Origin of the sequence: Sulfitobacter guttiformis (genome assembly GCF_003610455.1) — a bacterium.
Classification (GTDB): Bacteria; Pseudomonadota; Alphaproteobacteria; order Rhodobacterales; family Rhodobacteraceae; genus Sulfitobacter; species Sulfitobacter guttiformis.
On record NZ_RAQK01000001.1, the window covers coordinates 914,973 to 941,310 of the forward strand.

At 55.8% G+C, this 26,338-nt stretch carries 28 protein-coding genes; 12 read left to right on the top strand and 16 right to left on the bottom strand.

From position 1 onward, the window contains the following. Nucleotides 1-77 precede the first annotated feature (77 nt). The 4 genes from C8N30_RS04380 to C8N30_RS04395 form a co-directional block, all read right to left on the bottom strand. Complete coding sequence (locus C8N30_RS04380; RefSeq protein ID WP_025063284.1) at nucleotides 78-821, bottom strand: sensor histidine kinase; 744 nt, start codon at nucleotides 819-821, stop codon at nucleotides 78-80. 232 nt (nucleotides 822-1,053) lie between these two features. After that, nucleotides 1,054-2,697, bottom strand: a complete 1,644-nt coding sequence (gene groL / locus C8N30_RS04385) for a chaperonin GroEL (RefSeq protein ID WP_025063285.1) — start codon at nucleotides 2,695-2,697, stop codon at nucleotides 1,054-1,056. Between the two features lie 75 nt (nucleotides 2,698-2,772). Next, nucleotides 2,773-3,060, bottom strand: a complete 288-nt coding sequence (locus C8N30_RS04390) for a co-chaperone GroES (protein WP_025063286.1) — start codon at nucleotides 3,058-3,060, stop codon at nucleotides 2,773-2,775. A gap of 156 nt (nucleotides 3,061-3,216) precedes the next feature. Then, on the bottom strand, nucleotides 3,217-3,888 hold the full coding sequence (locus tag C8N30_RS04395; protein ID WP_037968500.1) for a DUF2161 domain-containing phosphodiesterase: 672 nt from the start codon (nucleotides 3,886-3,888) through the stop codon (nucleotides 3,217-3,219). 60 nt (nucleotides 3,889-3,948) lie between these two features. Between C8N30_RS04395 and C8N30_RS04400 the strand changes: the two genes are divergently transcribed. The 7 genes from C8N30_RS04400 to C8N30_RS04430 all read left to right on the top strand — a co-directional run bounded on the left by C8N30_RS04400 (nucleotide 3,949) and on the right by C8N30_RS04430 (nucleotide 9,339). Further along, on the top strand, nucleotides 3,949-4,302 hold the full coding sequence (locus tag C8N30_RS04400; protein ID WP_025063288.1) for an MmcQ/YjbR family DNA-binding protein: 354 nt from the start codon (nucleotides 3,949-3,951) through the stop codon (nucleotides 4,300-4,302). Nucleotides 4,303-4,381: 79 nt separating this feature from the next. After that, on the top strand, nucleotides 4,382-5,302 hold the full coding sequence (locus C8N30_RS04405) for a manganese-dependent inorganic pyrophosphatase (RefSeq protein WP_025063289.1): 921 nt from the start codon (nucleotides 4,382-4,384) through the stop codon (nucleotides 5,300-5,302). Between the two features lie 131 nt (nucleotides 5,303-5,433). Then, nucleotides 5,434-6,306, top strand: coding sequence for a TIGR01459 family HAD-type hydrolase (locus C8N30_RS04410; protein WP_025063290.1), 873 nt, complete (start codon nucleotides 5,434-5,436; stop codon nucleotides 6,304-6,306). Between the two features lie 89 nt (nucleotides 6,307-6,395). Beyond that, nucleotides 6,396-6,839: a MaoC family dehydratase gene (locus C8N30_RS04415; RefSeq protein WP_025063291.1), complete on the top strand. Its 444-nt coding sequence runs from the start codon at nucleotides 6,396-6,398 to the stop codon at nucleotides 6,837-6,839. A gap of 36 nt (nucleotides 6,840-6,875) precedes the next feature. Beyond that, nucleotides 6,876-7,808 carry a bifunctional riboflavin kinase/FAD synthetase gene (locus C8N30_RS04420; protein WP_025063292.1) on the top strand — a complete coding sequence of 311 codons (933 nt, stop codon included), beginning with the start codon at nucleotides 6,876-6,878 and terminating at the stop codon, nucleotides 7,806-7,808. After that, entirely contained in the window at nucleotides 7,805-8,302 is a 498-nt protein-coding gene (locus tag C8N30_RS04425; protein ID WP_025063293.1) for a YcgN family cysteine cluster protein, read from the top strand. Before C8N30_RS04420 ends, C8N30_RS04425 begins: the two co-directional genes overlap by 4 nt. Continuing rightward, entirely contained in the window at nucleotides 8,302-9,339 is a 1,038-nt protein-coding gene (locus C8N30_RS04430; RefSeq protein WP_025063294.1) for a threonine aldolase family protein, read from the top strand. Before C8N30_RS04425 ends, C8N30_RS04430 begins: the two co-directional genes overlap by 1 nt. Here C8N30_RS04430 and C8N30_RS04435 read toward each other — a convergent pair. Both C8N30_RS04435 and C8N30_RS04440 read right to left on the bottom strand, forming a co-directional pair. Further along, nucleotides 9,336-10,118: an alpha/beta fold hydrolase gene (locus tag C8N30_RS04435; protein ID WP_025063295.1), complete on the bottom strand. Its 783-nt coding sequence runs from the start codon at nucleotides 10,116-10,118 to the stop codon at nucleotides 9,336-9,338. The genes C8N30_RS04430 and C8N30_RS04435 overlap by 4 nt on opposite strands. Nucleotides 10,119-10,120: 2 nt before the next feature. Next, nucleotides 10,121-10,717 carry a 2-hydroxychromene-2-carboxylate isomerase gene (locus C8N30_RS04440; RefSeq protein ID WP_025063296.1) on the bottom strand — a complete coding sequence of 199 codons (597 nt, stop codon included), beginning with the start codon at nucleotides 10,715-10,717 and terminating at the stop codon, nucleotides 10,121-10,123. A 105-nt stretch (nucleotides 10,718-10,822) separates the two neighbouring features. On the opposite strand from C8N30_RS04440, the gene C8N30_RS04445 reads away from it, so the two are divergent. Beyond that, the gene (locus C8N30_RS04445; protein WP_025063297.1) at nucleotides 10,823-11,842 is read left to right on the top strand and encodes a ribose-phosphate pyrophosphokinase; all 1,020 of its coding nucleotides are present in this window, start codon (nucleotides 10,823-10,825) and stop codon (nucleotides 11,840-11,842) included. A 98-nt stretch (nucleotides 11,843-11,940) separates the two neighbouring features. Here the strand turns inward: C8N30_RS04445 and C8N30_RS04450 are convergent, their stop codons facing one another. From C8N30_RS04450 to C8N30_RS04475, 6 genes are all read right to left on the bottom strand, one after another. Beyond that, nucleotides 11,941-12,291, bottom strand: coding sequence for an H-type lectin domain-containing protein (locus tag C8N30_RS04450; protein WP_025063298.1), 351 nt, complete (start codon nucleotides 12,289-12,291; stop codon nucleotides 11,941-11,943). 123 nt (nucleotides 12,292-12,414) lie between these two features. Continuing rightward, nucleotides 12,415-12,843 (bottom strand): F0F1 ATP synthase subunit epsilon, encoded by a 429-nt coding sequence (locus C8N30_RS04455; protein ID WP_025063299.1) that lies wholly within the window; start codon nucleotides 12,841-12,843, stop codon nucleotides 12,415-12,417. A gap of 12 nt (nucleotides 12,844-12,855) precedes the next feature. Continuing rightward, nucleotides 12,856-14,283, bottom strand: a complete 1,428-nt coding sequence (gene atpD / locus C8N30_RS04460) for a F0F1 ATP synthase subunit beta (RefSeq protein ID WP_025063300.1) — start codon at nucleotides 14,281-14,283, stop codon at nucleotides 12,856-12,858. 19 nt (nucleotides 14,284-14,302) lie between these two features. Further along, on the bottom strand, nucleotides 14,303-15,178 hold the full coding sequence (locus tag C8N30_RS04465) for a F0F1 ATP synthase subunit gamma (protein ID WP_025063301.1): 876 nt from the start codon (nucleotides 15,176-15,178) through the stop codon (nucleotides 14,303-14,305). Between the two features lie 13 nt (nucleotides 15,179-15,191). Then, on the bottom strand, nucleotides 15,192-16,730 hold the full coding sequence (gene atpA, locus C8N30_RS04470; protein ID WP_025063302.1) for a F0F1 ATP synthase subunit alpha: 1,539 nt from the start codon (nucleotides 16,728-16,730) through the stop codon (nucleotides 15,192-15,194). Further along, a complete protein-coding gene (locus C8N30_RS04475; RefSeq protein WP_198021483.1) occupies nucleotides 16,731-17,291 on the bottom strand; it encodes a F0F1 ATP synthase subunit delta in 561 nt (186 codons plus the stop codon). Between the two features lie 485 nt (nucleotides 17,292-17,776). Here C8N30_RS04475 and C8N30_RS19775 point away from each other — a divergent pair, with 485 nt between their 5' ends. Then, nucleotides 17,777-17,911, top strand: coding sequence for a hypothetical protein (locus tag C8N30_RS19775; protein ID WP_269667565.1), 135 nt, complete (start codon nucleotides 17,777-17,779; stop codon nucleotides 17,909-17,911). Between the two features lie 85 nt (nucleotides 17,912-17,996). On the opposite strand, the gene C8N30_RS19265 is transcribed toward C8N30_RS19775, so the two are convergent. Then, a complete protein-coding gene (locus C8N30_RS19265; protein ID WP_156949585.1) occupies nucleotides 17,997-18,155 on the bottom strand; it encodes a hypothetical protein in 159 nt (52 codons plus the stop codon). Further along, nucleotides 18,156-18,890 carry a methyltransferase domain-containing protein gene (locus tag C8N30_RS04485; protein ID WP_025063305.1) on the bottom strand — a complete coding sequence of 245 codons (735 nt, stop codon included), beginning with the start codon at nucleotides 18,888-18,890 and terminating at the stop codon, nucleotides 18,156-18,158. A gap of 60 nt (nucleotides 18,891-18,950) precedes the next feature. On the opposite strand from C8N30_RS04485, the gene gloB reads away from it, so the two are divergent. The 3 genes from gloB to C8N30_RS04500 all read left to right on the top strand — a co-directional run bounded on the left by gloB (nucleotide 18,951) and on the right by C8N30_RS04500 (nucleotide 23,287). After that, complete coding sequence (gene gloB, locus C8N30_RS04490; protein WP_025063306.1) at nucleotides 18,951-19,742, top strand: hydroxyacylglutathione hydrolase; 792 nt, start codon at nucleotides 18,951-18,953, stop codon at nucleotides 19,740-19,742. A gap of 267 nt (nucleotides 19,743-20,009) precedes the next feature. Next, the gene (clpA, locus tag C8N30_RS04495) at nucleotides 20,010-22,331 is read left to right on the top strand and encodes an ATP-dependent Clp protease ATP-binding subunit ClpA (RefSeq protein ID WP_025063307.1); all 2,322 of its coding nucleotides are present in this window, start codon (nucleotides 20,010-20,012) and stop codon (nucleotides 22,329-22,331) included. A gap of 14 nt (nucleotides 22,332-22,345) precedes the next feature. Beyond that, nucleotides 22,346-23,287 carry a M23 family metallopeptidase gene (locus C8N30_RS04500; RefSeq protein ID WP_232222834.1) on the top strand — a complete coding sequence of 314 codons (942 nt, stop codon included), beginning with the start codon at nucleotides 22,346-22,348 and terminating at the stop codon, nucleotides 23,285-23,287. A 37-nt stretch (nucleotides 23,288-23,324) separates the two neighbouring features. On the opposite strand, the gene C8N30_RS04505 is transcribed toward C8N30_RS04500, so the two are convergent. Further along, a complete protein-coding gene (locus C8N30_RS04505; protein WP_025063309.1) occupies nucleotides 23,325-25,064 on the bottom strand; it encodes a peptidoglycan -binding protein in 1,740 nt (579 codons plus the stop codon). A gap of 2 nt (nucleotides 25,065-25,066) precedes the next feature. Beyond that, entirely contained in the window at nucleotides 25,067-26,287 is a 1,221-nt protein-coding gene (locus tag C8N30_RS04510; RefSeq protein ID WP_025063310.1) for a biopolymer transporter ExbB, read from the bottom strand. Nucleotides 26,288-26,338: the final 51 nt, after the last annotated feature.

The window sequence follows — 26,338 nt, forward strand, 5'->3', positions numbered from 1 at the left end:
AGGTTGAAATCTGACTAAATTGGGTCAATCCGTGCGATCGTGTAAAGCTGATCCAGCCTTAATGTGGGCCGTCGCAATCAGTCCGTCGCACAGCCGTGGGGGATCACCACATCAACGCGCAATCCGCGCTGATCACTTTGCACTTTGGATAATTCAACAGACCCGCCGTAATGCTGGGCCAGTTTGCGAACGTTAGCCAGCCCCATACCGGTTCCTTCAATTTCGTCACGCGGACGTAATGTGGTCATCGCCCCCAGCGCTTTTGAATAAAAGCGCTGGGGGATTCCCGGTCCATCGTCACAAACGGTTATGCGGATCATCCCGCCCTCCTGCCGCGTTTTCACGGTGATCCCGATGGCAGGTTTATCGTGGTGTTTGACTGCATTCCCGATTAGCGCACTCCACAGCATCAACGCGTCCTGCTCCCCCATCATCGCTGCACGGCAGCCGAAATCACGCGTCACCAAGATGCTGTCTGGCAGGCATAAACCGGATAAAACCTCCTCCAACGAGGCGTCCAGATCAACGCGTACAACCTCCTGTAATCGTCCGACGCGGGAATATGCCAGCAAATCTGTCAGCATCCGGTCGAGCCGTGCAGTGTGCCGGTTCATCATCTCAATTGATTGCGCTACCGATCCAGTCACTTCGATCCCTGCCTCGGCTAGATCTTCTGAAATCCATTGTGGTAACTCGAGGAGCGCCCGTACAGATGCCCTTACATCATGGCTCATCAGATAGATGAAATCATCAATATCCTGAGTATCCTGAGCCGCCGTCCCTGTCGGAACAGCAACCGCAGCTGCAACGGAGCGCGTCATAAGGTACCTTTCAAATTGTCCTCTTATGAGCCTAGCAGCGCAATGATTTAGGCGCGGTTAATTAACAAGGTGAGCAGCAAAAGTCATTCTGAAAAAGCAACAAAGGGCCCCTCTAAGAGGAGCCCTTTGCTCTGTCGGTAAGGACAGGTTGGGTATGATTTTACCTCTAGGTATCTATTCTTGCTGAAAAGACCCTGTCGGCATAGGCAAATTTTGCTAAAGCAAAAATGCCTTACATCATGCCGCCCATGCCGCCCATTCCGCCCATGTCAGGCATGCCGCCGCCGCCGTCTTTGGAAGGACGGTCTGCAACCATAGCTTCTGTCGTGATCAGCAGACCAGCAACAGATGCTGCATCCTGAAGCGCTGTACGCACAACCTTGGCCGGGTCGATAACGCCGAACTTGAACATGTCGCCATATTCTTCGGTCTGAGCGTTAAAGCCGAACTTCAGGTCGCTGCTTTCGCGGATTTTGCCCGCAACAACAGAACCGTCAACGCCGGAGTTTTCAGCAATCTGACGCAGCGGCGCTTCGAGCGCGCGGCGGATGATCGCAATACCGACGTCCTGATCGGAGTTTGCACCTTTGAGGCCGTCAAGCGACTTGCCTGCCTGGATAAGGGCAACACCACCACCAACAACAATACCTTCTTGTACCGCTGCACGTGTCGCATTGAGTGCATCGTCAACGCGGTCTTTACGCTCTTTGACTTCCACTTCGGACATGCCGCCAACGCGGATCACAGCAACACCACCGGCCAGCTTGGCCACGCGCTCTTGCAGTTTCTCTTTGTCGTAGTCGGATGTTGTTTCTTCGATCTGTGTGCGGATCTGGGAAACGCGCGCTTCGATCTCGGACTTCTCGCCTGCACCGTCAACGATTGTTGTGGTGTCTTTGGTGATCGAGATTTTCTTGGCCGAACCCAGCATATCCATTGTCACGGATTCCAGCTTCATGCCCAGATCTTCGGAGATAACCTGACCACCGGTCAGTACTGCAAGATCCTGCAACATCGCTTTGCGGCGATCACCGAAGCCTGGTGCTTTGACTGCCGCAATTTTCAGACCGCCGCGCAGCTTGTTCACAACCAGAGTTGCAAGCGCTTCGCCTTCAACATCTTCCGAGATGATGAGCAGTGGCTTCTGCGACTGGATCACCTGCTCGAGCAGTGGAACCATTGGCTGGAGCGAAGACAATTTCTTTTCGTGCAGCAAGATGATCGCATCTTCCAGCTCGACTGTCATTTTGTCTGAGTTGGTCACGAAGTAAGGCGACAGGTAACCGCGGTCGAACTGCATGCCCTCAACAACATCGGTTTCTGTTTCCAGACCTTTGTTCTCTTCAACAGTGATGACGCCTTCGTTGCCAACTTTTTGCATCGCATCTGCGATCTGACGACCGATATCTGCTTCGCCGTTGGCGGAGATGGTGCCAACCTGAGCAACTTCGTCGCTGTCGGATACGGGGCGTGCCGCTGCTTTGATCGCTTCGACAACTTTAGCAGTTGCCAGATCGATGCCGCGCTTCAAGTCCATCGGGTTCATGCCCGCTGCAACTGATTTCATTCCTTCGCGCACGATGGCTTGGGCAAGGACTGTTGCGGTTGTTGTACCGTCACCAGCCTCGTCATTGGTGCGGGAGGCCACTTCTTTGACCATCTGTGCGCCCATGTTCTCGAACTTGTCTTCCAGTTCGATCTCTTTGGCGACAGATACACCGTCTTTTGTGATGCGTGGTGCGCCGAACGATTTGTCCAAAACCACGTTACGGCCTTTGGGGCCGAGGGTTACTTTGACGGCGTCTGCGAGGATGTTAACACCCTTGAGCATTTTGTTGCGCGCGTCGGTACCGAATTTGACATCTTTTGCAGCCATTTTCGTATTCTCCTAAAATTGGTTTATGATGGATCGCGTCTCAAAGGGGGGCAGCAGTGCCCGCCTGTCCTGATCTCAGGACAGGATCCCCATGATGTCGCTTTCTTTCATCATCAGCATTTCTTCGCCGTCGACTGTCACCTCTGTACCGGACCATTTGCCGAACAGGATACGGTCGCCCGCTTTTACCGCTGGTGCGATCAATTCGCCGTTGTCCTTGCGTGCGCCTTCGCCCACAGAAACAACTTCGCCTTCGGAGGGCTTTTCTTTTGCGCTCTCGGGGATGTACAACCCGCCAGCAGTTTTCTCTTCGCCCTCTGTGCGCTTAACCAGCACGCGGTCGTGAAGTGGTGTTAATGCCATCTTTGTAGCTCCTTGATGCTCAAAGTTTATCTCTATGACCGGCCCTTCACCCGAAGCGACCAGCCGTTAGCACTCACATATGTCGAGTGCTAACGGCTGTTAGTTAGGCAGTGCACCCATATGAGTCAACGGGCCCGTCGATAAAATTTTCACAACCTAATCAGCGGCAAGGACGCGGGCCGAAACAGCAACTGCATCCGCGCCCGACGGGGTGAGGCCGTAAACACCTTTCTCGACTTTTTCAAACCAGCCATAATGATTATCGCGCATCATCGCAGTGGCCTTCGGGATGCCCGTTTCCTTGGCTACATCCGCACCTTTGCATGCCCCCACCTCAAACAGATAAACAGCGATTTTCACCGCATCCTGCCGGTAGGCCGTGACCAGCCCTGCCCGCGTTTGGCCCCCGTCGTTGGGATCACCCTGACGCCGCGCAAACTCGCGGAGTAATGTCGCCTTACGCTTTTGGTTCTTGCGCGGCGCATAAGGGCCGGGGTCACAATGTACCGTCACCAAGCCGTCTGCCAGCCGCACCGTCATCAGCCCCAACCCCAGACGCCGCGCCAGCGCAGTATTGGCTTTAACCGCCTTATAGAAAGGCTTGCCTGCTTTATGAGCCACGGCCAGATAAACGTCCTCGCTCAGCTTGAGGCGCTCAACGCACTGGTGAAACAGCGCCAACGAAAAACCCAGCTTCAGTTCGACGACGACCGGCGGCTCGCCTCCGCGCAGAGCCACAACATCGGCCGCCCCAACTTCGGCTTTCACCACATATCCCTGATCCTCCAGAAAGGCTTTTACGGGGGGGTATAAATCAGTCTCACGCATGCTCATGGCGGGTACAGTATCATCATTTCCAAACACCGCGCGACCCCTTAAGCTGCGGGCATGACTTGCGATGATCTAAAACATTTCTGTGCCTCGCTGCCCCATACAACCCATGTGGTCCAATGGGGCAACGCGGATGTCTACAAAATCGGGGGCAAGATGTTTGCGGTGGTGGGCATGAGCGGCACGAACGCCACCGTCACCTTCAAGGCCAGCGATCTGTCATTCGAAATCCTCTCGGACAGTCCCGGACTGCGCCCCGCCCCCTACATGGCATCGCGCGGATTGAAATGGATACAGCAATACGCTGAGCCGGGCCTTTCAGATGACAGCCTGCGGGATCACATCCGCGCCTCATACGATATGGTCGTGGACGGCCTCACAAAAAAACTGCGCGCAGAGCTGGATCAGTAGGTACTGTGCCTACGTGACAAGACCTGCTTTCCTGCTATAAGGCGCTCGAATTGACTCACAGCTTGCAGGAGCGCCCCCCATGACCACCCTCGTTTTCGGCCACAAATCCCCCGACACTGACAGCACAGGAAGCCCGATCATCTGGGCGTGGTACATGTCCGAAATTATGGGCACTCCTGCAAAAGCTGTTCTGCTGGGCGAGCCGAACACCGAAGCTCTGTTCATGCTTGACCACTGGAAACTGGACAAGCCCGAGATCATCACAGACGTCGAGGCCGGTCAGGATGTGGTCATCGTCGATACCAACAATCCCGCCGAACTGCCCGACACCATCAACGATGCGAACATCACAGCCATCATCGACCACCACAAACTGGTTGGCGGGCTGGAAACAGCAGGCCCCATCACAATTCGCATCGAGCCACTGGCCTGCACTGCGACCATCATGTGGAAGATGATCGGCAAGGACATCGCGCAAATGCCGTCGAACGTAAAAGGCGCAATGCTCACTTGCATCCTGTCCGACACGCTCGAGTTCCGCTCCCCCACAACCACACAAGAGGACAAGGCGATTGCATGGTCGCTTGCCGAAGATCTGGAGGTGGACATCCCGACCTATGCGGCACAAATGTTTGCGGCAAAGTCCGATGTGTCCTCTTTCTCCGAGGCCGAGCTTTTGCGCATGGATAGCAAGGAATACGAGATCGCAGGCAAGCAGTTCCGCATTTCCGTGCTGGAGACCACATCGCCCGAAGCAATCCTGAGCCGTAAGGCTGAACTTATGGCCGCAATGCCCGCCGTTGCACAAGAAGACGGTGCCGATCAGGTACTGTTGTTTGTTGTGGATATCCTCAACGAGGAGGCGACAATGCTTATCCCCAACGAACTGAGCAAGACCGTCGCGGAAAAATCCTTTGATGCAAAAGTTACCGGTGACACGGTTGTCCTTCCCGGCATCATGAGCCGGAAAAAACAAATTATTCCATTCCTGAAAGTCTAATTTTTCACAAGATGCGTTGCCATTAAGGGCCTCCCGTACATACGGGGGGCCTTTCTCGCATACGCCGACCTCTTTGCATCCGCCGCCGCCTCCGCTATCCCACGCACTAGCAATCCCTGAGGAGCACACCTATGACCCGCATCATCACCGCCCTGTCCGAAGTCTCTGCCGACTATGAGGCGCTATTCGTAGATCTGTGGGGCTGTGTGCACAATGGCGTCAAAGCAATTCCGTCTGCTGTGATCGCGCTTCAGGACTACCGCAAGACGGGCGGAAAGGTGGTGCTTGTAACCAATTCCCCCCGCCCCCGCGCAGGCGTGGCAAAGCAGCTTGTGCATTTCGGTGTGCCCGAGGATGCGTATGACGCCATCGCCACGTCTGGCGATTCCGCCCGCTCGGCGATGTACCGCGGCGTGGTCGGGCATAGCATCTGGCACTATGGCCCTCCCACCGACAGCCGCTTTTTCGACCCGCTCGACATCTTGGAAAACCCTGTCGAAATTACGCGTGTGCCTCTGGCCGAGGCAACTGGCATCGTATGCACAGGCCCCTTTGATGCCGAAGCGGACCCCGAAACATGGCGCGCAGATCTGGAACTTGCGCTTGCCAGCGACCTCAAACTTCTGTGCGCAAATCCTGATATCGTCGTGGACAGGGGCGACGTGCGGGAGTGGTGTGCAGGGGCCGTGGCCAAAATGTATACCGAGATGGGCGGTACCAGCCTCTATTTCGGCAAACCACACGCCCCCATCTATGATCTGGCCCGCCGCCGTTTGCACAAACTGGGCACTGCAATTCCCGATACGGCCATCCTTGCTATCGGTGACGGCATCCTCACGGATGTAAAAGGCGCCATTGACGAGGGGATCGATTCCCTGTTCATCACCGGCGGCCTTGCGGCGGCAGAAACAAAAACTGTTAACCAACCCGATGAAAAATCCCTAACTGCATACTTAAAGGCGGAGAAAATGGATCCAACCTTCACAATAGGTCACTTGCGCTGACATATTTAAGGCTTGCCTTTCTGCACTCGCGAAGTAATTAAGTTGCAATCAGGACGCCCTGATCGAACGATTATTACCAAGAGGCAAGCATGTTGGACAATCTTCCGCGCGGCACCATCGTCATTGAAGACATCGAAATCGGAATGTTCCGGTACCTGCGCAAGCAGGTGACAGACGAAGATATCGAAATGTTCGCCACCATCTCGACTGACCGTAACCCCGTGCACCTCGACGATGATTATGCGCAGGATACAATCTTTCAGGGCAGGATCGCCCACGGCATGTTGACCGCGGGCCTCATCTCCGCTGTCATCGGAGAACAGCTGCCAGGACACGGGACTGTCTATCTGGGCCAGACAATGAAGTTCCTGAGGCCCGTGCGCCCCGGCGATACTGTCTATGCCGAGGTCAAAGTTACCGAAATCGACGCTGCCAAACGGATAGTTAAAATGGATTGCCACTGTTCCGTCGACGGCAAAAAGGTGTTGGTGGGCGAAGCAACAGTTCTGGCCCCCTCGCGCAAGTTCGACTGACCTTGCACGCATCCGCACAGGCCGCTAATCAAAGCCATGCGGATAATTTCTGACTATCAATTTGTGAATGAAGCTGATCGCGGTGCCACCGCTGCGATTGGTAACTTTGACGGCGTGCATCTGGGGCACCTGTCGGTGATCGAGATGGCGCGCGCAGCCGCGCCTGATGCGCCCCTTGGGATTGTTACGTTTGACCCCCACCCGCGCGCCTATTTTGCACCAAAATCACCGCCCTTCAGGCTCATGAGCAGTGCCGCCCGCGCCTCGCGCCTTGCGAAGGTCGGTGTCGAAAAGCTCTATCAGCTTCCGTTCAACACCGCGATGGCCTCCCTCACGCCGATTGAATTCGCGGGCAAGATATTGCACCGTGGTCTGGGGTTGAAGCATGTCGTGGTCGGTGCTGATTTCTGCTTTGGAAAAGACCGCGCAGGCACTGCGGCTGACCTCGAAGATTTCGGGCGCCAGCTAGGCTTTGGCGTAACGATTGCGCCGCTCATGTCCCAATCAGAACAAACCGTCTCTTCCACCGCGATCCGCACTGCCCTGAGCGAGGCACGCCCCCGCGATGCCGCTGCGATGCTGGGCCATTGGCACCGCATCGAGGGGCCAGTTATCGGCGGAGAGCAGCGCGGCCGCGAACTGGGTTATCCCACAGCAAACATGTCAATTGACGGCCTTCACCCACCTGCCTTCGGCGTATATGCCGTTCTGGCCGATGTGTTGGAAGGCCCTCATAAAGGAAGCTACCATGGCGTTGCTTCTATGGGTGTTCGGCCTATGTTCGGCGAAAACAAACCAAACCTTGAAACCTTTATCTTCGATTTCAAGGGTGACCTATATGGCAGCACCATTTCAATTGCCCTCGTCGATCATTTGCGCGGCGAGGAGAAATTTAACAGTCTTGAGGCACTTATCACCCAAATGGACGCCGACAGTGCAAATGCCCGTGCTATTCTGGCGGCCCTATGACCGGCCATCCTGAACGCAACGCAGACGCAGATCCTATTGACCGCAATGGCCTAAGCCCTAAGTTTTGGGAACGTAAGCCGTTAAAATCCCTTAATAATAAAGAATGGGAAGCGCTTTGTGACGGCTGTGGCAAGTGTTGCCTGAACAAGCTCGAAGATGAAGACAACGGTGAAGTGGCGCTAACAAACGTTGCTTGCCGTCTGCTCGACGATGGCAGCTGCCACTGCGCCCAATACGAGATCCGCCACCAGTTCGTGCCCGATTGCATCGTTATGACACCGGAAAACATCGACGACCATGCCTATTGGATGCCGCAAACCTGCGCTTACCGCCTACTCTGGAAGGGTCTGCCCCTGCCGCAATGGCATCCGCTGATCAGCGGCACCCAAGAGAGCGTCCACAGCGCGGGTGTCTCCATGCGTGGCCGCACTGTCAGCGAATGGGACATTGCATTTGAAGACTGGGAAGATCACATTATCGAGGAGCCTACATAGTGTTTTTTGCATCCGACAACGCGGGCGTCGTTCATCCGAAGATCATGCAAGGCATCGTTGATGCAAATACGAACTATGCTATGCCTTATGGGAACGATGACCTGATGGCGCAGGTCCGTAGCAAAATCCGCGATCTTTTCGAGGCCCCAGATGCGGCCGTTTATCTGGTCGCCACTGGCACTGCTGCGAATTCCCTCGCTCTCGCCTGCTACACACAGCCATGGCAAACCATATTTTGCGCCCAATACAGCCACATCGAGGAGGACGAGTGTAACGCCCCTGAATTCTACGCCAGTGGCGCAAAACTCACTCTCATCCCCACATCTAATAAAATGTCTCCCGAAGGACTGGCCCAAGCCATAGCCCACCGCGCAGGTGACAGCGTGCATATGGCGCAATCAGGCGCGGTATCGATAACTCAGGTTACTGAATTCGGGTCGGTTCATACATTGGGCGAGCTGAATGCTCTCACGGCTGTGGCAAAAGCGGCAGGTCTGCCAGTCCACCTTGACGGCGCTCGCTTTGCCAACGCTCTTGTCGCGCTTGATTGCTCACCAGCCGAAATGACGTGGAAAGCGGGCATCGACGTGGTCAGCTTTGGCGGTACAAAAAACGGATGTATGGGTGTAGAGGCGGTGATCTTCTTTGACCCGTCAAAAGCGCAGGAATTTGAATACCGCAGGAAGCGTGGCGCGCATCTGTTCTCGAAACATCGCTATTTGTCGGCACAAATGCACTCCTATCTCGCAGATGATCTGTGGAAGGAAATGGCAAGCACTGCCAATGCAGCCTGCTCTCGCCTCGCGGCGGGACTGCGCGCTGCAGGCGCCGAATTTCTGCACGAGCCTGAGGCGAACATGATCTTTGCGCGTTTCCCACGCGCTGTGCATCAAAAGCTACAAGCGGATGGCGCAAAGTATTATGTGCTCGATGGCGATGTCACATCCGGTCCACCTGAAGAGTTTTTGCCCTGCCGCCTTGTTTGCGACTGGGCAATGACCGACGCACTGGTCGACCGGTTTCTTGCTCACTTCTAGCTCCGTGCAAGCAACTCTCGCACAGGCACCGCGACTTCATCAGGGTGCGTGACCGGTAGCATGTGCCCCGCCCCCTTAATGACAACACGCTGAACATCGGGTAACCGCTTGGCCAGCGAGACCGCAACCTTACCGCTCATGGCGGGGGATTGATCCCCCTCAATTAGGACGCATGGCATCGCCGCCCCGGCCATCCGCCCCGGCGCCAGCAATTCGGCACTGTCATGGTGCAAAAACGCCGAGCTTGCAGGCACATAGTGTACGAGACGCGCCATGTGCTCACGCATTCGTTCCGGCAGTGTATCCCACGGCGTGCCATCGCCCCAGTCACGATTAAATACACGCGCAGCCTCGCGCTCGTCTCCACTGGCAAATGCCGCATCAAGCGCGGCGCTGTCGCGCCGGTAATCGCTTAGCAGTTCGGGTTCATCCTCGATCGCGGCAGCGAAATACACCGGCTCTATCAACGTCAGACTGCGGACAAGCTCGGGACTTTCGACTGCAATGCGCAAGGCAACCGTTGCCCCGAACGAGTGCCCGATCAGGTCCATCCTCTCTGTGATCTGGCCCCGTGCCATATCTGTCGCCACATCATGCACATTGCCGGTCCGGTCCCAGACACCCGATTTTCCATGGCTAGGCAAGTCAAACGCAAGAATGCTCAGTTCGTTCTTGAGTGCCGCAGCCATGCCGCGCCATGCCCCCGAATGCCCAAGCGTACAATGAATGGCCAAAGCCCGGCGCGGAGCGCCCTCATAAAGATGGGTGTGGGTATGCAATGCTACAGCTTTCCTTGAAGATAAAGTTCAAGATCGACAATCCGGTCCTGTCCCCAGAACCGCTGACCTTCGATCACATAGAAGGGCGCGCCAAATGCCCCGGCCTCAACAGCTTCCTCAAGGTTACGCGTATAGGTCTCCGCCCCTAACAGCAGCCCGCTGTCGGCGAGATCGGGGTTAAACCCCGCCTCGACCAAACAAGCGCGGATAACTTCTTCATTCGCTATGTCTTTTTCCTCGGCCCAGCAGGCGCGGGTAAAACTGTGCGCCAGCAAACCCAGATCACCACCACCTGCATTCTGCGCTGCAATAAACGCATAGGCAGACAGCGCGCCATTCGTGGGCCAATGCGCAGGCTTGAGATTGAATGGCAGCCCCAGCTTTTTGGCCTGCCGTACCAATTCTTGTGCGCGATATTCGATACGGCTGATATGCCGGTCTTTCGGTGCCATACCTCCCGTGAGGGTGAAACCCTGTAACAAATCAAAGGGTTTGTAATTAATCTGGGCGCCGTTCTTCGCCGCGACCTCCTCCAGCCGCAGGCCAGCAAGATAGCAATAGGGTGACAGGGTTGCGAAATAATAGTCGATAGTAGCCATTTGGAGCTCCAACAGGGTGTGCGTGCTTTGCCTGACCCTAGGCACATGTTACTGGGTGTTCAATGTAACGATTCTGTTAAACCGCTGCCACGGAGCCCTCCCCACATGCGCCATATCCCCGAGCCAAAGCTGATTTCCGGCAATGCCAACATGCCGCTTGCAAAAGCAATAGCACGGCGGATGTCCCTGCACCGCGGTGTCAACGTAGGCCTAGTCGATGCACGTGTTGAGCGTTTCAATGACGGCGAGATATTCGTCGAGGTGTTCGAGAATGTGCGCGGTGAGGATATGTTCATCATCCAGTCCACTTCGAACCCTGCCAACGATAACCTGATGGAACTGCTGATCATGGCCGATGCCCTGCGCCGCTCCTCCGCGCATCGTGTGACCGCTGTTCTCCCATACTTCGGTTATGCGAGACAGGACCGCCGAACAAAAGCGCGCACGCCCATCACTGCAAAACTGGTTGCAAATATGCTGGTTGGCACAGGGATCGAACGTATACTAACGATGGACCTACACGCCGCCCAGATTCAGGGCTTCTTCGATATTCCCGTCGACAACCTTTATGCTTCGCCTGTCTTTGCACTCGACATCAAGCATGCCTTCAAGGACCAGATGGACGATCTGTTGATCATCTCGCCCGACGTGGGCGGCGTTGCCCGCGCCCGCGAACTGGCCAAGCGCCTCGGCGCACCGCTCGCTATCGTGGACAAGCGCCGCGAAAAAGCCGGTGAAGTCAGCGAGATGACCGTAATTGGAAACGTCACCGGCAAGACCTGTCTCATCATTGACGACATCTGCGACACTGCGGGCACCTTGTGTAAAGCCGCCGAAGTCCTGCTGGAAAACGGTGCCAAGGAGGTTCACGCCTACATTAGCCATGGTGTCATGTCCGGACCCGCCGTTGAACGCGTCACCAACTCGGTTATGAAATCACTGGTAATTACCGATACAATCCAGCCTACTGAGGCGGTCAAAAAAGCGCCGAACATTCGTATTGTTCCGACCGCTCCAATCTTTGCGCAGGCCATTTTGAACATCTGGAACGGCACGTCCGTCTCCTCCCTGTTCGAGCAAGACACCCTCGGACCGATATATGATGGAATGTACAACGACGTCTGACCGGAAAGTTAGGGCGCCAGCGTATTTATCGGTTCCCAATAAAGCTAGCTGACCTCTCCCCTCGGGGAGAGGTCAGCGGATACCACATCGAGCTAACGTCAGCCAACATCCCAAGCATCGGCATCCTCAAGCTCGCCCAAGGCCGTCCACGATATCCGGATACGGGCCACGCGCGTGTCGCCCCATGTGCGAAACACCATGTCAAACCCCTTTTCAGTCACGGCTTCAGCGGCAACATCCGCGCGAAGGACGGTCCCTGCATCCATATCCCATAGCGAAATAGACAGCTGAACCGTTGGAATACTCAAATACTTCTCGGAAAATTTGATCCGGCGACGCCTCTCACGCTGGCCCCGCCCCGTCCACATCTCGCCACCGTCTTCGAAATCCTCAAAAAGGATTTCATCGCCGCTATCCACACCCACAATCAAACTACGCAACTTTCTCATTGTGGGTTTCCTATTATCCGTTGATCCTTCGAAGTAGAAACAATTTATGGCAAATTTACGGAACTTGGAAACGCAAAAGGCCCCACACTCTGGCGGGGCCTCACGCTAACTTGTCGAAACCGATCAGGTCTTGGCCGAAAGACCAATCTGCTCACCCATTGCTACCATGTCAGACAAAAGCTTGGCCGCGTCGTCTACAGGACCTTCCTGATTTTCAAACGCTTCTTTCACTTTGGTATAAGTGGTCCGAGCTTCTTCCATAATCTCGTCCATGGTCTCTTGAGTCATGTCCTCGCGTGCAAGCGCACGTTCTGCCAAAACAGAAACTCCTTTGCCTGTGATCTCGGCGAAACCGCCCGTCACGACAAATTGTTGCTGCCCGTTTGGGCCATCTACCGTCAGCAAGCCAGGGCGCATCGTGGTGATGGTTGGCGCATGATCGGGCATTGCCGTCATGTCGCCATCCGTACCCGGAATCTGCACCGAGACAACTTGAGCCGAGGCCAGGCGCCGCTCAGGCGACACCAGATCGAATTGCATCGTGTCTGCCATTACAACGCCTCCTTAAGCAGCAGCGTCCGCTGCCATTTTCTCTGCTTTCGCAATCACTTCCTCAATGCCGCCTACCATGTAGAACGCGCCTTCTGGAAGGTGGTCATACTCACCAGCAACAACTGCTTTGAACGACTGAACAGTTTCTGCAAGAGGGACCTGCTTGCCGTCTGCGCCGGTAAATACCTTTGCAACGTCAAACGGCTGGGAGAGGAAACGCTCGATCTTACGTGCACGGGCCACGGCCAGTTTGTCGTCTTCCGAGAGTTCGTCCATACCCAGAATGGCGATGATATCCTGCAAGGATTTGTAACGCTGCAGAACCTGCTGAACGTCTGTCGCCACTTTGTAATGCTCTTCACCGATCACGAGGGGATCAAGCAAGCGTGACGTGGAACCAAGCGGGTCAACCGCAGGGTAGATACCTTTTTCCGAGATCGAGCGGTCCAGAACAGTTGTCGCATCGAGGTGCGCAAACGAGGTTGCAGGCGCTGGGTCGGTCAAGTCATCCGCTGGAACATATACGGCCTGAACAGACGTAATGGAGCCTGCTTTTGTCGAGGTAATACGCTCCTGCATCTGGCCCATGTCGGTGGCCAATGTCGGCTGATAGCCAACAGCGGAGGGAATACGACCCAACAGAGCGGACACTTCGGAACCGGCCTGTGTGAAGCGGAAGATGTTGTCGACGAAGAACAGAACGTCGGTACCGGATTGGTCACGGAACTGCTCGGCCAATGTCAGACCGGTCAGAGCAACACGCATGCGCGCACCTGGAGGCTCGTTCATCTGACCGTAGACCAGCGCCACTTTAGACTCAGTGAGGTTGTCAGGAACGATAACGTTGGATTCGATCATCTCGTGGTAAAGGTCGTTACCCTCACGCGTACGCTCACCCACACCCGCGAACACGGAGAAGCCCGCGTGCACTTTTGCGATGTTGTTGATCAGTTCCATGATCAAAACGGTTTTACCAACACCGGCACCCCCGAACAGACCAATTTTACCACCTTTGGCATAGGGCGCCAGAAGGTCGATGACCTTAATACCTGTCTCGAGAACCTCGGACGTGGTCGCCTGCTCCGCGAACGCAGGTGCGTCGGCGTGGATAGAACGATGCTCGGTCGCTTCAACGGGGCCTTTTTCATCGATAGGCTCGCCTACGACGTTCATAATGCGGCCCAGTGTGGCATTGCCAACGGGGATTGTAATAGGCGCGCCGTTGTCAGTCACTTTCTGACCACGCACCAATCCCTCGGTCGCATCCATCGCGATGGTACGTACCGTGTTTTCGCCAAGGTGCTGAGCCACTTCGAGGATCAGCTTCTTGCCGTTGTTTTCTGTTGTCAGTGCGTTGAGAATCTGTGGCAGATTGTCTTCGAACTGTACGTCAACGACCGCGCCGATGACTTGGGTAATTTTTCCGACTGCTTGTGCCATGTCGTTAGTCTCCAATACCTTACAGCGCTTCCGCGCCGGAAATGATTTCGATCAGCTCGTTGGTGATGACGGCCTGACGTGAACGGTTGTACACGATTGTCAGGTCTTCAATCATATCGCCGGCGTTGCGCGTTGCGTTGTCCATTGCGGACATACGCGCCCCCTGCTCAGACGCGCCGTTTTCCAACAGCGCCGAGAAGATGGCAGTTGCCACGCCACGCGGCAAAAGATCAGCGAGGATCGCTTCTTCACTCGGCTCGTAATCGAACAATGTGTCAGGCGCGTCGCCCTCGGACTGTTCGAACTTTGCCGGAATGATCTGAAGTGCTGTCGGGATCTGTGTCACCACATTGACGAACTCAGAATAGAACAGCGTGGCGATATCGAATTCGCCTTCGTCAAAACGGCCCAACACATCCTTTGCAATGCCCTGCGCATCGACATATCCAATGCGCTTGACCGCAGTAAGGTCAACATGACCGACGAAATGCTTCGACAGGTCCCGCTTGAGCTGGTCACGCCCCTTTTTACCGACAGTCAGGATTTTAACCTCCTTACCTTCGGCAATCAGTTTTTGCGCGTGCGCACGGGCCTTCTTGGCGATGTTCGCGTTGAAGCCACCACACAGACCTTTTTCAGCCGTCATAACCAGTAGCAAATGCACCTGATCCTTGCCCGTACCGCTCAGCAGTTTAGGCGCAGTGTCAGATCCACCAACGGACGCAGCGAGTGACGCCATAACAGCATTGAAACGCTCCGTATATGGACGGGACGCCTCGGCAGCTTCCTGCGCGCGGCGAAGCTTCGCCGCGGCAACCATTTGCATGGCCTTCGTGATCTTACGGGTGTTCTTTACACTCGCGATCCGGTTTTTAAGGTCCTTGAGATTGGGCATTGCCTATCTCCCCTTAAGCGAAGTCAGCAGCGAACGCGTCGAGAGCCGCCTTGATTGCATCTGCCAGCTCGTCTTTCACCTTGCGATCGTTGTTGGTGATATCGTCGAGCAGATCCGAATGCTTGCTGCGCAGGTGCTTGAGCAGACCCGCCTCATAGCGGCCTACGTCTGTTACCTTAACTTTGTCCAAGTAACCGTTCGTACCTGCAAAGATTACGCAGACGATTTCGGCGTTGGTCAGCGGGTTGTACTGCGCTTGCTTCATCAACTCTGTCAGGCGCGCACCACGGGCCAGCAACTGCTGGGTGGAGGCATCAAGGTCGGAGCCGAACTGGGCAAATGCCGCCATTTCGCGGTACTGTGCGAGGGACAGTTTCACCGGACCAGCAACCGAAGACATTGCTTTGGTCTGAGCGGAGGAACCAACACGCGAAACGGACAAACCGGTGTTCACAGCAGGACGGATACCTTGATAGAACAGTTCGGTCTCAAGGAAAATCTGACCATCCGTGATCGAAATCACGTTGGTTGGAATAAACGCGGACACGTCACCACCTTGGGTTTCAATGATCGGCAGAGCCGTCAATGAACCGTTACCTGCGGCATCACCGAGTTTGGCGGAACGCTCAAGCAATCTGGAGTGGAGATAGAAAACGTCACCAGGATAGGCTTCACGGCCGGGTGGACGACGCAGCAGAAGTGACATCTGGCGATAAGAAACCGCTTGCTTGGAGAGATCATCATAAACGATCAAAGCGTGGCGGCCGTTGTCGCGGAAGTGCTCTGCCATGGCTGTCGCAGAGTAAGGTGCGAGGAACTGCATAGGGGCAGGCTCGGACGCGGTTGCGGCAACGACGATAGAGTACTCAATCGCGCCTGTTTCTTCGAGCTTTTTAACAAGCTGGGCAACAGTGGAACGCTTCTGGCCGATCGCAACGTACACGCAGTACATCTTCTTGCTCTCGTCGTCGCCAGCAGCTTTGTTAACCTGCGCCTGGTTCAGCATCGCGTCGAGCGCAACAGCTGTTTTACCCGTCTGACGGTCACCAATGATCAATTCGCGCTGGCCACGGCCAACGGGGATCATCGCATCCACAGACTTCAGGCCAGTTGCCATGGGCTCGTGTACGGATTTACGCGGGATAATGCCCGGCGCTTTGACTTCGGCAAGACCGCGCTTTGTTGCGCCGATCGGGCCTTTGCCGTCGATTGGATTGCCCAGACCGTCAACAACACGGCCCAGCAGTTCGTCACCGATTGGCACGTCCACGATGGAGTTCGTACGCTTTACAACGTCGCCCTCTTTGATGTCGCGGTCGGAGCCGAAGATAACCACGCCGACGTTGTCGGTTTCGAGGTTCAGGGCCATGCCCTGAATACCACCGGGGAATTCCACCATTTCACCAGCCTGAACATTGTCCAGCCCGTAAACGCGCGCGATACCGTCCCCTACGGACAGAACACGGCCAACTTCGGCCACTTCGGCTTCTTGACCAAAGTTTTTGATCTGGTCCTTAAGGATCGCAGAAATCTCTGCAGCTTGGATACCCATTTATCCGACCTCTTTCATTACATTCTGAAGGGAATTGAGCTTGGAGCGGATCGACGTATCGATCATCTTGGAGCCCACTTTTACGATCAAACCACCGATGAGTGTCTCATCGACGGTTTGGTGGAGTGTCACGGTCTTGCCGGTTGTCTTCTTGAGCGACGCAGCCAGTTTATCGGCCTGAGTCTTCGTCAACGCCTTGGCAGATGTTACGTCTGCGGTAACTTCGCCCTTGTCGTCAGCGATGATGTCCCGCAGCGTTTGCACAAGCTGCGGCAGCACGAACAAACGGCGCTTTGTTGCCATCAATGCGACTGTATTCGCCATCATCGGCGACAATTTCATTTTTTTCGCAATAGCAGTGATCGCTGTGCCCTGCTGCTCACGCGTATACACGGGTGAGTGGATGAGTGCGCGAAAATCTTCACTTGTGCTCATAGCGTCTTGCAACGCAGTCAAGTCCGCTTCAACGGCTTTGACAGTGTTGGCCTCTTTGGCCAACTGGAATACGGCGGTCGCATAGCGCTGCGCGATACCGGTGGAAATCGAAGCTGGTTCCGACACGTCCATCCTCTCATACTAATCCACCGGCCCGCGATCATCGCAATGCCGGTGTTGTGGCGCGGCCTTGGCGAAAAAATGCCAAAGCGGTTAAATCAGGGGCGATGTAGCAGACCGTTATCGACGCCGCAACACGCCATCGTGTCCATAGTTCTCAACCGCCTCTATTGTTTTCAACAGCTTGCGCAATCTGCGGCCTTTTGACCACGGATAAATTTCGCTGACCTTGCACCGCTTCACCCGATTCTGCCATCAAATAAGGCGAGGCCACCACAACTTGCCTTACGCGCCACTTGGAAGCAATCTTTGGAATTTGCCCAAATTTGTACTCGTAAAGTCTGTTTTTTCTGTGCGCAGCCCTCGGAATATCGCGCGCCGCAGCAGTAATTGAATGGTCGGCCAAATCTGGGGAAATCAAAAATTGGTATAGCCGAAATCAAATCTGCATCTATCCCCCCTCCAACCTTTTTGACACACGATCAGATTTTGTGCGCTGCACGGATATCGCTGATCTGGGTCAGCAGGACATCGATATGGTCGTGCTGGCACCTCAGAAGCTGAGAGAACATGATGATTTCGTCCTCGTGGCCCGCGTCACGGATTTCACTCCGGTGAGGGGATGATCGTAATCGCTCCCGACCCACCTCGAACGGCGCCTCGGTGCGCTTCATGCAGTCGGTAACATTGACGCAGTGTTACGGTAACTGCTCAGCTGTCATGCGCTTTTTCCTCACCGACATCAGCCACCTTGATGATCGTGCGGTTGACCAAGACGCAAGTCTTATCACTCACTGACAAGGCGCGGCCCAGCCCTTTGGCAAAACAATTCGAGGCAGACGAAGTAATCCCGCCTTTGCTGCTGTACAACTAAACCGGCTTGGCCGCCCCTTCCATCACGCCTATCGGGTTCCGGACGCGCTTGCGCTTTACCTGACCTTTGGGCGGATAGACCAGCTTTGTCGCTTCCACCATAAAGGCCCCGCCTGCCATCATAGTGGGCAGGCTGCGGCCAACCCGCTCGAACAATCCGCCGGATTTCATCCACATCCGCTGGCTCGAGGGAAACTGAAACAAGGCCCCCACATGCCGCTCCGGCAGGAACTGGTGCTTGCGCAGTTGCGCATCCAGCTGTCCAGGAGAATAAGGCCGCCCATAACCAAATGGCGTACGGTCGCGCCGAGCCCACAGGCCAGCGCGGTTGGGCACGATAAATAGCGCCTTGCCGCCCGGCCCCAACACACGCCAGCATTCCTCCAACAAGTCTGACGGCCGCTCACAGGTCTCTAGTCCGTGCAGCAGCACCAGCTTGTCGACATGGCCAGTCTCGATCGGCCACAACGTCTCTTCGGTAAGCACAGATGTATTTGCCATACCGGCGGGCCACGGCATCACCCCCTGCGGCCCCGGCATGAGGGTGATCACCCGCCGCGCGTCCTTAAGATATGGGCGCAACAGAGGCACCGCAAAGCCGAATCCCACGACCGTCTGCCCCTTGGCCTCCGGCCACAATTCCAACATCCGGTCGCGCAAGGATTTCTGCGCCGCACGCCCCAATGCACTGCGGTAATAGAAATTGCGCAAATCCTGCACATCAAGATGCATTGACAGTACGCCCCCTAGCGCCATTTTATGTTATGATAGCGCAGCACAGGAGGCTTGCCCATGCCAGCCGAGAGAATTGAGACCGACAGCCACATCCTAGTAACAATTGCCTGCCTGTCGGACAATTACGCCTTTTTGTTGCGCGATAAGGCAACAGGAGATGTGGCGCTGATTGATGTGCCAGAGGCAGCGCCAATCGCCGCAGAACTGTCGTCGATTGGATGGACGCTCAGTCAGATATGGCTGACCCACCACCATCCCGATCATATTCAGGGCCTGTCAGGTCTGCTAGCTGATTTTCCTGCACCCGTCTACGGTGCTGCCGCCGATGCCCACCGCCTGCCCGATCTAGATACCGCCCTCGCGGACGGCGATCATTTTTCCCTCGGCGAGACTCCGGTGCACGTGATTGATGTGTCAGGGCACACAAACGGTCATATCGCGTTTTATGCTCCCGCAGCGTCGGCTGCGTTCACTGCCGACAGCCTAATGGCACTTGGCTGTGGCCGCCTTTTCGAAGGCACGCCTGCGCAGATGCATGCATCTCTGTCGAAGATGGCCCAGTGGCCCGATGATACCCTGATTTGTTCGGGTCATGAGTACACAGCTTCTAACGCCAAATTCGCTCTGACTGTTGATCCGGACAACGCCGCCCTCCAACAGCGCGCCCGCGATACTACACAAGCCCGTTCGCAGAATAAATTTACCGTCCCTTCACTCATGGGGCTTGAGCGGGCGACCAATCCATTCTTGCGTGCAGGAGACCCGGCCCTGCGCGCCGCAATTGGGATGACCGGCTCAACCGGTCCGGAAGTATTCACAAAAGTACGTGCCCTTAAAGACAGCTTCTGACTTGCCCACATCCGGCATTTAACCGTTATCAGGACAACGCCTTCAGGCGGCCATCCAATTTCTCTGCAACTGTTGCGTGGTTGACTCAAACATCGCACAAAAACACGCCATGACACCTACGTGAAAATAAATGTGACAACTTTCTTACAAATAGGACTTGAAGGTTGGCCACTATAAACCAAACTCTAATAGTATCAGGCCATGGTCGGACCGCAGGCGCTGGCATCCTTCTGCACCGCACCGACCCCCTTCGAAAAGGAGCACACCGTGCCTTCATTCTCGACCACACTAGAGCAGTCCATTCACGCAGCCCTTGCGTTGGCAAATGCTCGTAAACATGAATTCGCCACGTTGGAGCACCTGCTTCTATCGCTGGTTGACGAGCCTGATGCACTTCAGGTGATGAAAGCCTGCTCAGTTGACGTAGAAGAGCTGCGCGAAACACTTGTTGAGTTCATCGATGAGGATCTTAGCAATCTTGTCACCGATGTCGAAGGGTCCGAGGCAGTGCCGACGGCTGCGTTTCAGCGGGTGATCCAGCGTGCGGCGATCCACGTTCAATCTTCGGGCCGTACCGAGGTGACCGGCGCAAATGTGCTCGTAGCCATTTTTGCAGAGCGCGAGAGCAACGCGGCCTATTTTCTGCAAGAGCAGGACATGACCCGTTATGATGCCGTTAATTACATCGCACATGGCGTAGCAAAGGATCCGGAATATGGCGAAGCCCGCCCTGTGTCAGGCGCACCCGAGCATGAGGAAGAGGCAAAAGGGGTCACCGACGGAGACAAGAAAGAATCTGCGCTGGAAAAATACTGTGTGGATCTTAACAAGAAATCGCGTGACGGTGACGTCGATCCGCTCATCGGGCGCGATGCTGAAGTAGAGCGTTGCATTCAGGTTCTCTGTCGCCGCCGCAAAAACAACCCCTTGCTGGTCGGTGATCCCGGCGTGGGTAAAACAGCCATTGCCGAAGGTCTTGCGCGCAAAATCGTATCCGGCGAAACCCCGGAGATCCTGTCGAAAACAACGATCTTCTCTCTGGATATGGGCGCACTGTTGGCTGGAACACGGTACCGCGGTGATTTCGAGGAACGCCTGAAAGCCGTTGTGACGGAGTTGGAAGCGCACAAGGACGCAGTGCTGTTTATCGACGAAATCCATACAGTAATCGGTGCCGGTGCGACATCCGGTGGTGCTATGGATGCGTCCAACCTGTTGAAGCCTGCACTCGCCGGCGGCAAACTGCGCACCATGGGCTCCACCACCTACAAGGAGTTCCGTCAGCATTTTGAGAAGGATCGCGCCCTTGCGCGGCGCTTTCAGAAAATTGACGTTAACGAACCTTCGGTGGAAGACGCACAGAAAATCCTTAAAGGTATCAAGCCATACTTTGAGGAGCATCACGGCGTCAAATACACCGCAGACGCGATCAAGACCTCCGTTGAGTTGGCGCATCGCTACATCAATGACCGTAAATTGCCCGACTCGGCAATCGACGTGATCGATGAGGCCGGCGCTGCACAACATCTGCTTCCTGCGTCGAAGCGCCGCAAAACTATCGGCACCAAAGAAGTTGAGGCTGTGGTTGCCAAAATCGCTCGTATCCCTCCGAAGAACGTATCCAAGGACGATGTGATCGTGCTGAAGGATCTTGAGACATCGCTAAAGCGGGTCGTATTCGGGCAGGACAAAGCGATTGAGGCGCTCTCGTCTGCAATCAAGTTGTCCCGTGCCGGCCTACGCGAGCCTGAAAAACCTATCGGTAACTACCTGTTCGCAGGACCAACAGGTGTGGGTAAAACCGAAGTTGCGAAACAGCTTGCTGATACGCTGGGCGTGAAACTTCTGCGCTTTGACATGTCCGAGTACATGGAGAAACATGCGGTGTCCCGTCTCATCGGTGCCCCTCCAGGCTATGTCGGGTTCGATCAGGGCGGCATGTTGACTGACGGCGTTGATCAGGACCCGCATTGTGTTTTGCTTCTCGACGAAATGGAAAAGGCACACCCTGATGTGTACAATATCCTTTTGCAGGTGATGGACCACGGCAAGCTGACGGATCACAATGGACGCACTGTGGATTTCCGCAATGTCGTACTGATCATGACATCCAACGCCGGTGCTGCCGAGCAAGCGAAAGAGGCAATCGGTTTTGGCCGCGAAAGCCGGACCGGCGAGGATACTGCCGCAATCGAGCGGACATTCACGCCTGAATTCCGCAACCGCCTCGACGCTGTCATCTCGTTTGGCGCGCTGCCCAAGGAAACCATTCTGCGTGTGGTCGAAAAGTTTGTGTTGCAACTTGAGGCACAACTGATGGACCGCAACGTCACAATCGAGCTGAGCGATAAAGCCGCCGAGTGGCTGGGTGAAAAAGGGTATGATGCCAAGATGGGTGCCCGTCCCCTCGGGCGCGTCATTCAGGAATACATCAAAAAACCTCTGGCGGAGGAGCTGTTGTTCGGCAAACTCGCCAAGGGCGGTGTAGTCAAGATTGGCGTGAAGAAGGGCGAACTCGATATTGTTGTCGAGGGTCCCGATCATCCGCGCCTGACCAGCAAGAAACCACCACTGCTCACCGCAGAATAATGCGGTTTGGTCTTATGGCCCTCTTCTCCCTCGCTGTGCCTGTCACAGCGGGGGATTTTTCGTTGATATCCCCCATTGCATGCGATCTGAACGGCCCATGCTACATCCAGCAATATGTTGATCATGACGGCACTGATGCAGCCTCCGATTTCACATGTTCCGGCCTGAGTTATGATGGCCATAAGGGCACGGATTTCGCCCTCCCGACATATGATTACATCTCAAAAGGAATTGATGTTGTCGCCTCGGCTGCTGGGACGGTAGGCGGCACACGGGACGGCGTTGCCGATGTCCGGTATTCGTCTGAAAATGCGGCCTCGGTACAGGACAAAGAATGCGGCAATGGCGTTGTTATCCGGCATGAGGGCGGCTGGGAGACCCAATATTGCCATCTGCGACAAGGCTCCATTACCGTAGTTCAGGATCAAAATGTCGAGGTTGGAACAGTATTGGGACAGGTTGGTATGTCGGGGCGCGCGGAGTTTCCTCATGTTCACTTGTCAGTGCGCCGCGATGGTGCGGTGATTGATCCGTTCGATCCGGATGGCAATATCACCTGCAACACTGTCGAGACAGAGACGCTCTGGGCTAATGTGCCGCCTTACCGCCCCGGCGGCATTGTCACTGTCGGCACCAGTGCAACAATCCCCGAGTTCGAGGACATCCGCGCGAATACCGTTCTGCCGCCCGATGCCAACAGTGATGCGCTGGTAATCTATGCATTTCTTTTTGGCACGCGGGAGAGCGATATCATTTCGCTTGCACTAAGTGGGCCAGAAGGCACTGTAATCAAACGTGACGTCCTCCTGAAACGAAATCAGGCACAATCTTTCCGTGCGATTGGTAAGAAACTTCGCAGCGACCGTTGGCCTGCAGGCACCTATACGGGCACCGCAGAATTGCGGCGCGCAGGGACCGTTCTTGAGCGAGAAGAGATCGAGCTCATCATACCCTGAGCCGCGACATTCTCGCAAAAGGGGAAACGGTTGCCCGCTACTTCTCGGTGAATTTAAGCTCGATACGGCGGTTACGCGTACGCGCCGCTTCGGTGTTGGCGGTGTCTAAGGGCTGGTATTGACCGAAACCATTCGCGGCCAGACGGTCGGGGGGAATCGCAAGAAAATTCGCCATGTACTTGACCACCGATAGAGCGCGTGCCTGGCTCAACTCCCAATTGTCCGCAAACTCTCCCTGCCCAGACAACGGCACATTATCCGTATGTCCGTCGACGCGAATTACCCAATCGATGCCTTCCGGGATATCGGCTGCGATGTTGCGCAAAATATCTGCAACTTTTGCGACTTCGCCCTGACCTGCGACTGACAGATCTGCCCCGCCCGGAGGAAACAATACCTCCGAGCTGAACACAAAGCGGTCGCCTTCGATACGAACACCTTCCTGCGAGCCCAGAACAGATCGCAACCGCCCGAAAAACTCGGAGCGATATTGCTCGAGGTTTTTTGTCTCCGCCTGTAGGCGCTCAACTTCCGCCGCTTCCAACTCTGCCCGACGGCGTTCTTCCACTGCAACGCGGGCCAGCGCTGTATTAAGCTGGGACCCCAAAGATTGCAGCTCGACCTGGCGGGCAATATCGTCAGCCTCGGCACTGTCCAGCAGACCTTGTAAGGTGCTCAGCTGTGCGCGAAGCGCCGCAACCTGCTGATTGAGTAGCTCCGTCTGACGTTGTGCCGCGGCCGATGTCTCCTGCTCTTGCGAGAGGGCCAACTCGGCTTGCGACAATAAGGCCGCGCGCCGCGCTGCTTCGGTTTGGGTTTCGTCAACATTGCTTTGAGCAGCCAGCTTTTCGGCCATCGCTGCTGCCAACTCCGCGCGCAGATTATCGATCTCGGCTTCGGTCTCGTTCTGCGTTGCTGTAAGTCGCAGATCAAGCTCCTCTTGCGCCGCGCGCGCCGCAGCCAACAAGGTGAGCGTCTCCTCCGCCCGCTTGCGCTGCGCCTCAAGCGACAGGGTCATCGCCGTCAGTTCCGTATCTGCATTTTCCAATCTTGCACGCAACGCCTCCGCAGCGGCCGCATCAGCGAGCTGTGCCTCCTCACGCTCACTCAACGCCGTACGCGCTGCCGCGGCATCTGACGCCAGCCTCTCGATCTCGCCTTCGGCCGCCGCATTTTTGGTGCGTAGATCTGCCGCCATCGCCTCCAGCGCTTCGCGCCGCGCTGCCGCAAGGCGGGCAATTTCGGTTTGCGCATCGACCTCGTCCCGACTGGCCGCCAGCGCGAGATTGAGCGCCTCCTGTTCGTTCAACAACGTGGCTTCCCTCGCGGTCAATTCTGCAACTTGCCCCTGCGCTGTATCGCGGTCCGCGATGAGTGCGGCGACCTGCGCCTCAAAACTGGTGAGCCGTGTCTGCGCGGCGTTGAGGGCTGTATCTTGTTCGTCACGCTCGGATTGAAGCGCGGCGATGCGCGAGGCTTGTTGCGCCGCTTGCGTTTGTGCATCGCCCAGCGAGGAGCGAAGCGCACCAACCCGTGCTTCTAGATCGCTGTTGGTGCGTTGCTCCAAGCCCAGCGCCTGCGCCAAAGCAGCCACCTCTGACGACAATGTATCAAGTTCAGTTTCTTGTCCCGAAATTTGCTCCGTCAGGACAAATTGCACGACCATGAATATAGTCAGCACAAACATCAAAACCAATAACAGACCGGTCATCGCATCAACGAAGCCCGGCCAGATCGACGCCTGAAACCGCGCCCCCGTACGCCGCGACAGTGCCATGACTAACGGTCCCCGCCGCCGGGCGGACTATTTGGCGTACGCATGCGGCGCGGTTCGGTGCTGCTGCGTGGCGAAGACAACGCCTTTGTCAGATGCGAAAGTTCCTGACGCAAATCTGCCATCGTCTCCTGCCGCCCCGCAGAGATTTCCTCAAGAATACGCAACATCTGGACATCAATCGAGCGTAGGCGCATCCGGCTTTCTGCATCCGGGCCCGAACTTTCATGGCGAAGTTCGCGGGGTTGCTCAAGCGCCGTAATCATCCGGTCCTGCCCCATGATGATACGCTCGAGCAGCTCGGCGGATCCGCCCTGATCGCCCATCTGAACTGCCATCCGCTCAATCGCCAACGCCAGCTTACCAAGCTTCTGTTCAACCTCAGCGCGGCCCGCCTCGGAACGGGCGAACATCTCTTGCATGCTCTCCATTTGCTCGGCCATGTGATCGACCATGCCTGCCATCACAGCCTGTTCGGGCGTGCTGTCATCACCTGCGGCAAACCCTACCCGCGTAATCGAGCTGAGCCAATCCTCGAGTTCCTGATAAAATCGGTTCTGACCGTGACCCGCGAACAGCTCCAGCAGACCAACAATCAAAGATCCCGCGAGACCGAGCAGCGATGATGCAAACGCCACCCCCATACCCGCAAGCTGGGATTCCAGGCCAGTCATCAGGCGGCTGAACACCTCTGTGCTGCTTTCTCCTGCTTGCGGCGCAAGGCTACGAATAGTGTCAACGATTGCGGGGACTGTTGTAGCGAGGCCATAGAACGTTCCTAAAAGGCCCAAGAAGATCAATGTATTGACGATATAGCGCGTAATCTCGCGCGCCTCGTCAATGCGGGTGGCCACGGAATCAAGAATAGAGCGGGTCGAGGACGCGCTCACTTGCATCCGCGCTCCACGCGTGCGCAACAGCGCCGCCAACGGCGCGAGCATCTGTGGCGGTGTCTCGTTCGGCTCTGCGTTATCGGAGGCAAAGCTCTCGATCCAGCGGACCGAGCCGATGAGTTGTAGCACCTGATAGAAACAGGCGACGACACCGATCAAAAAGACAAAGAAAATAAAGCCGTTCAGATAAGGGTTCGCCTGAAAAACCGGCAGTACCCGCGGCAGGGCAACAAACACCCCAAAGCCGGACAGCCCTAAAACCAGCAGCATCAAGGTGATCTGCCGGACGGGTTGGGAAAATTGCGGTTTTGCCTCTTGGTCTGGTTGCGCCATGCGCTCCTGCTCCTGACCTTATTGTTATGTTTCTACGTTACCTTGAAACCT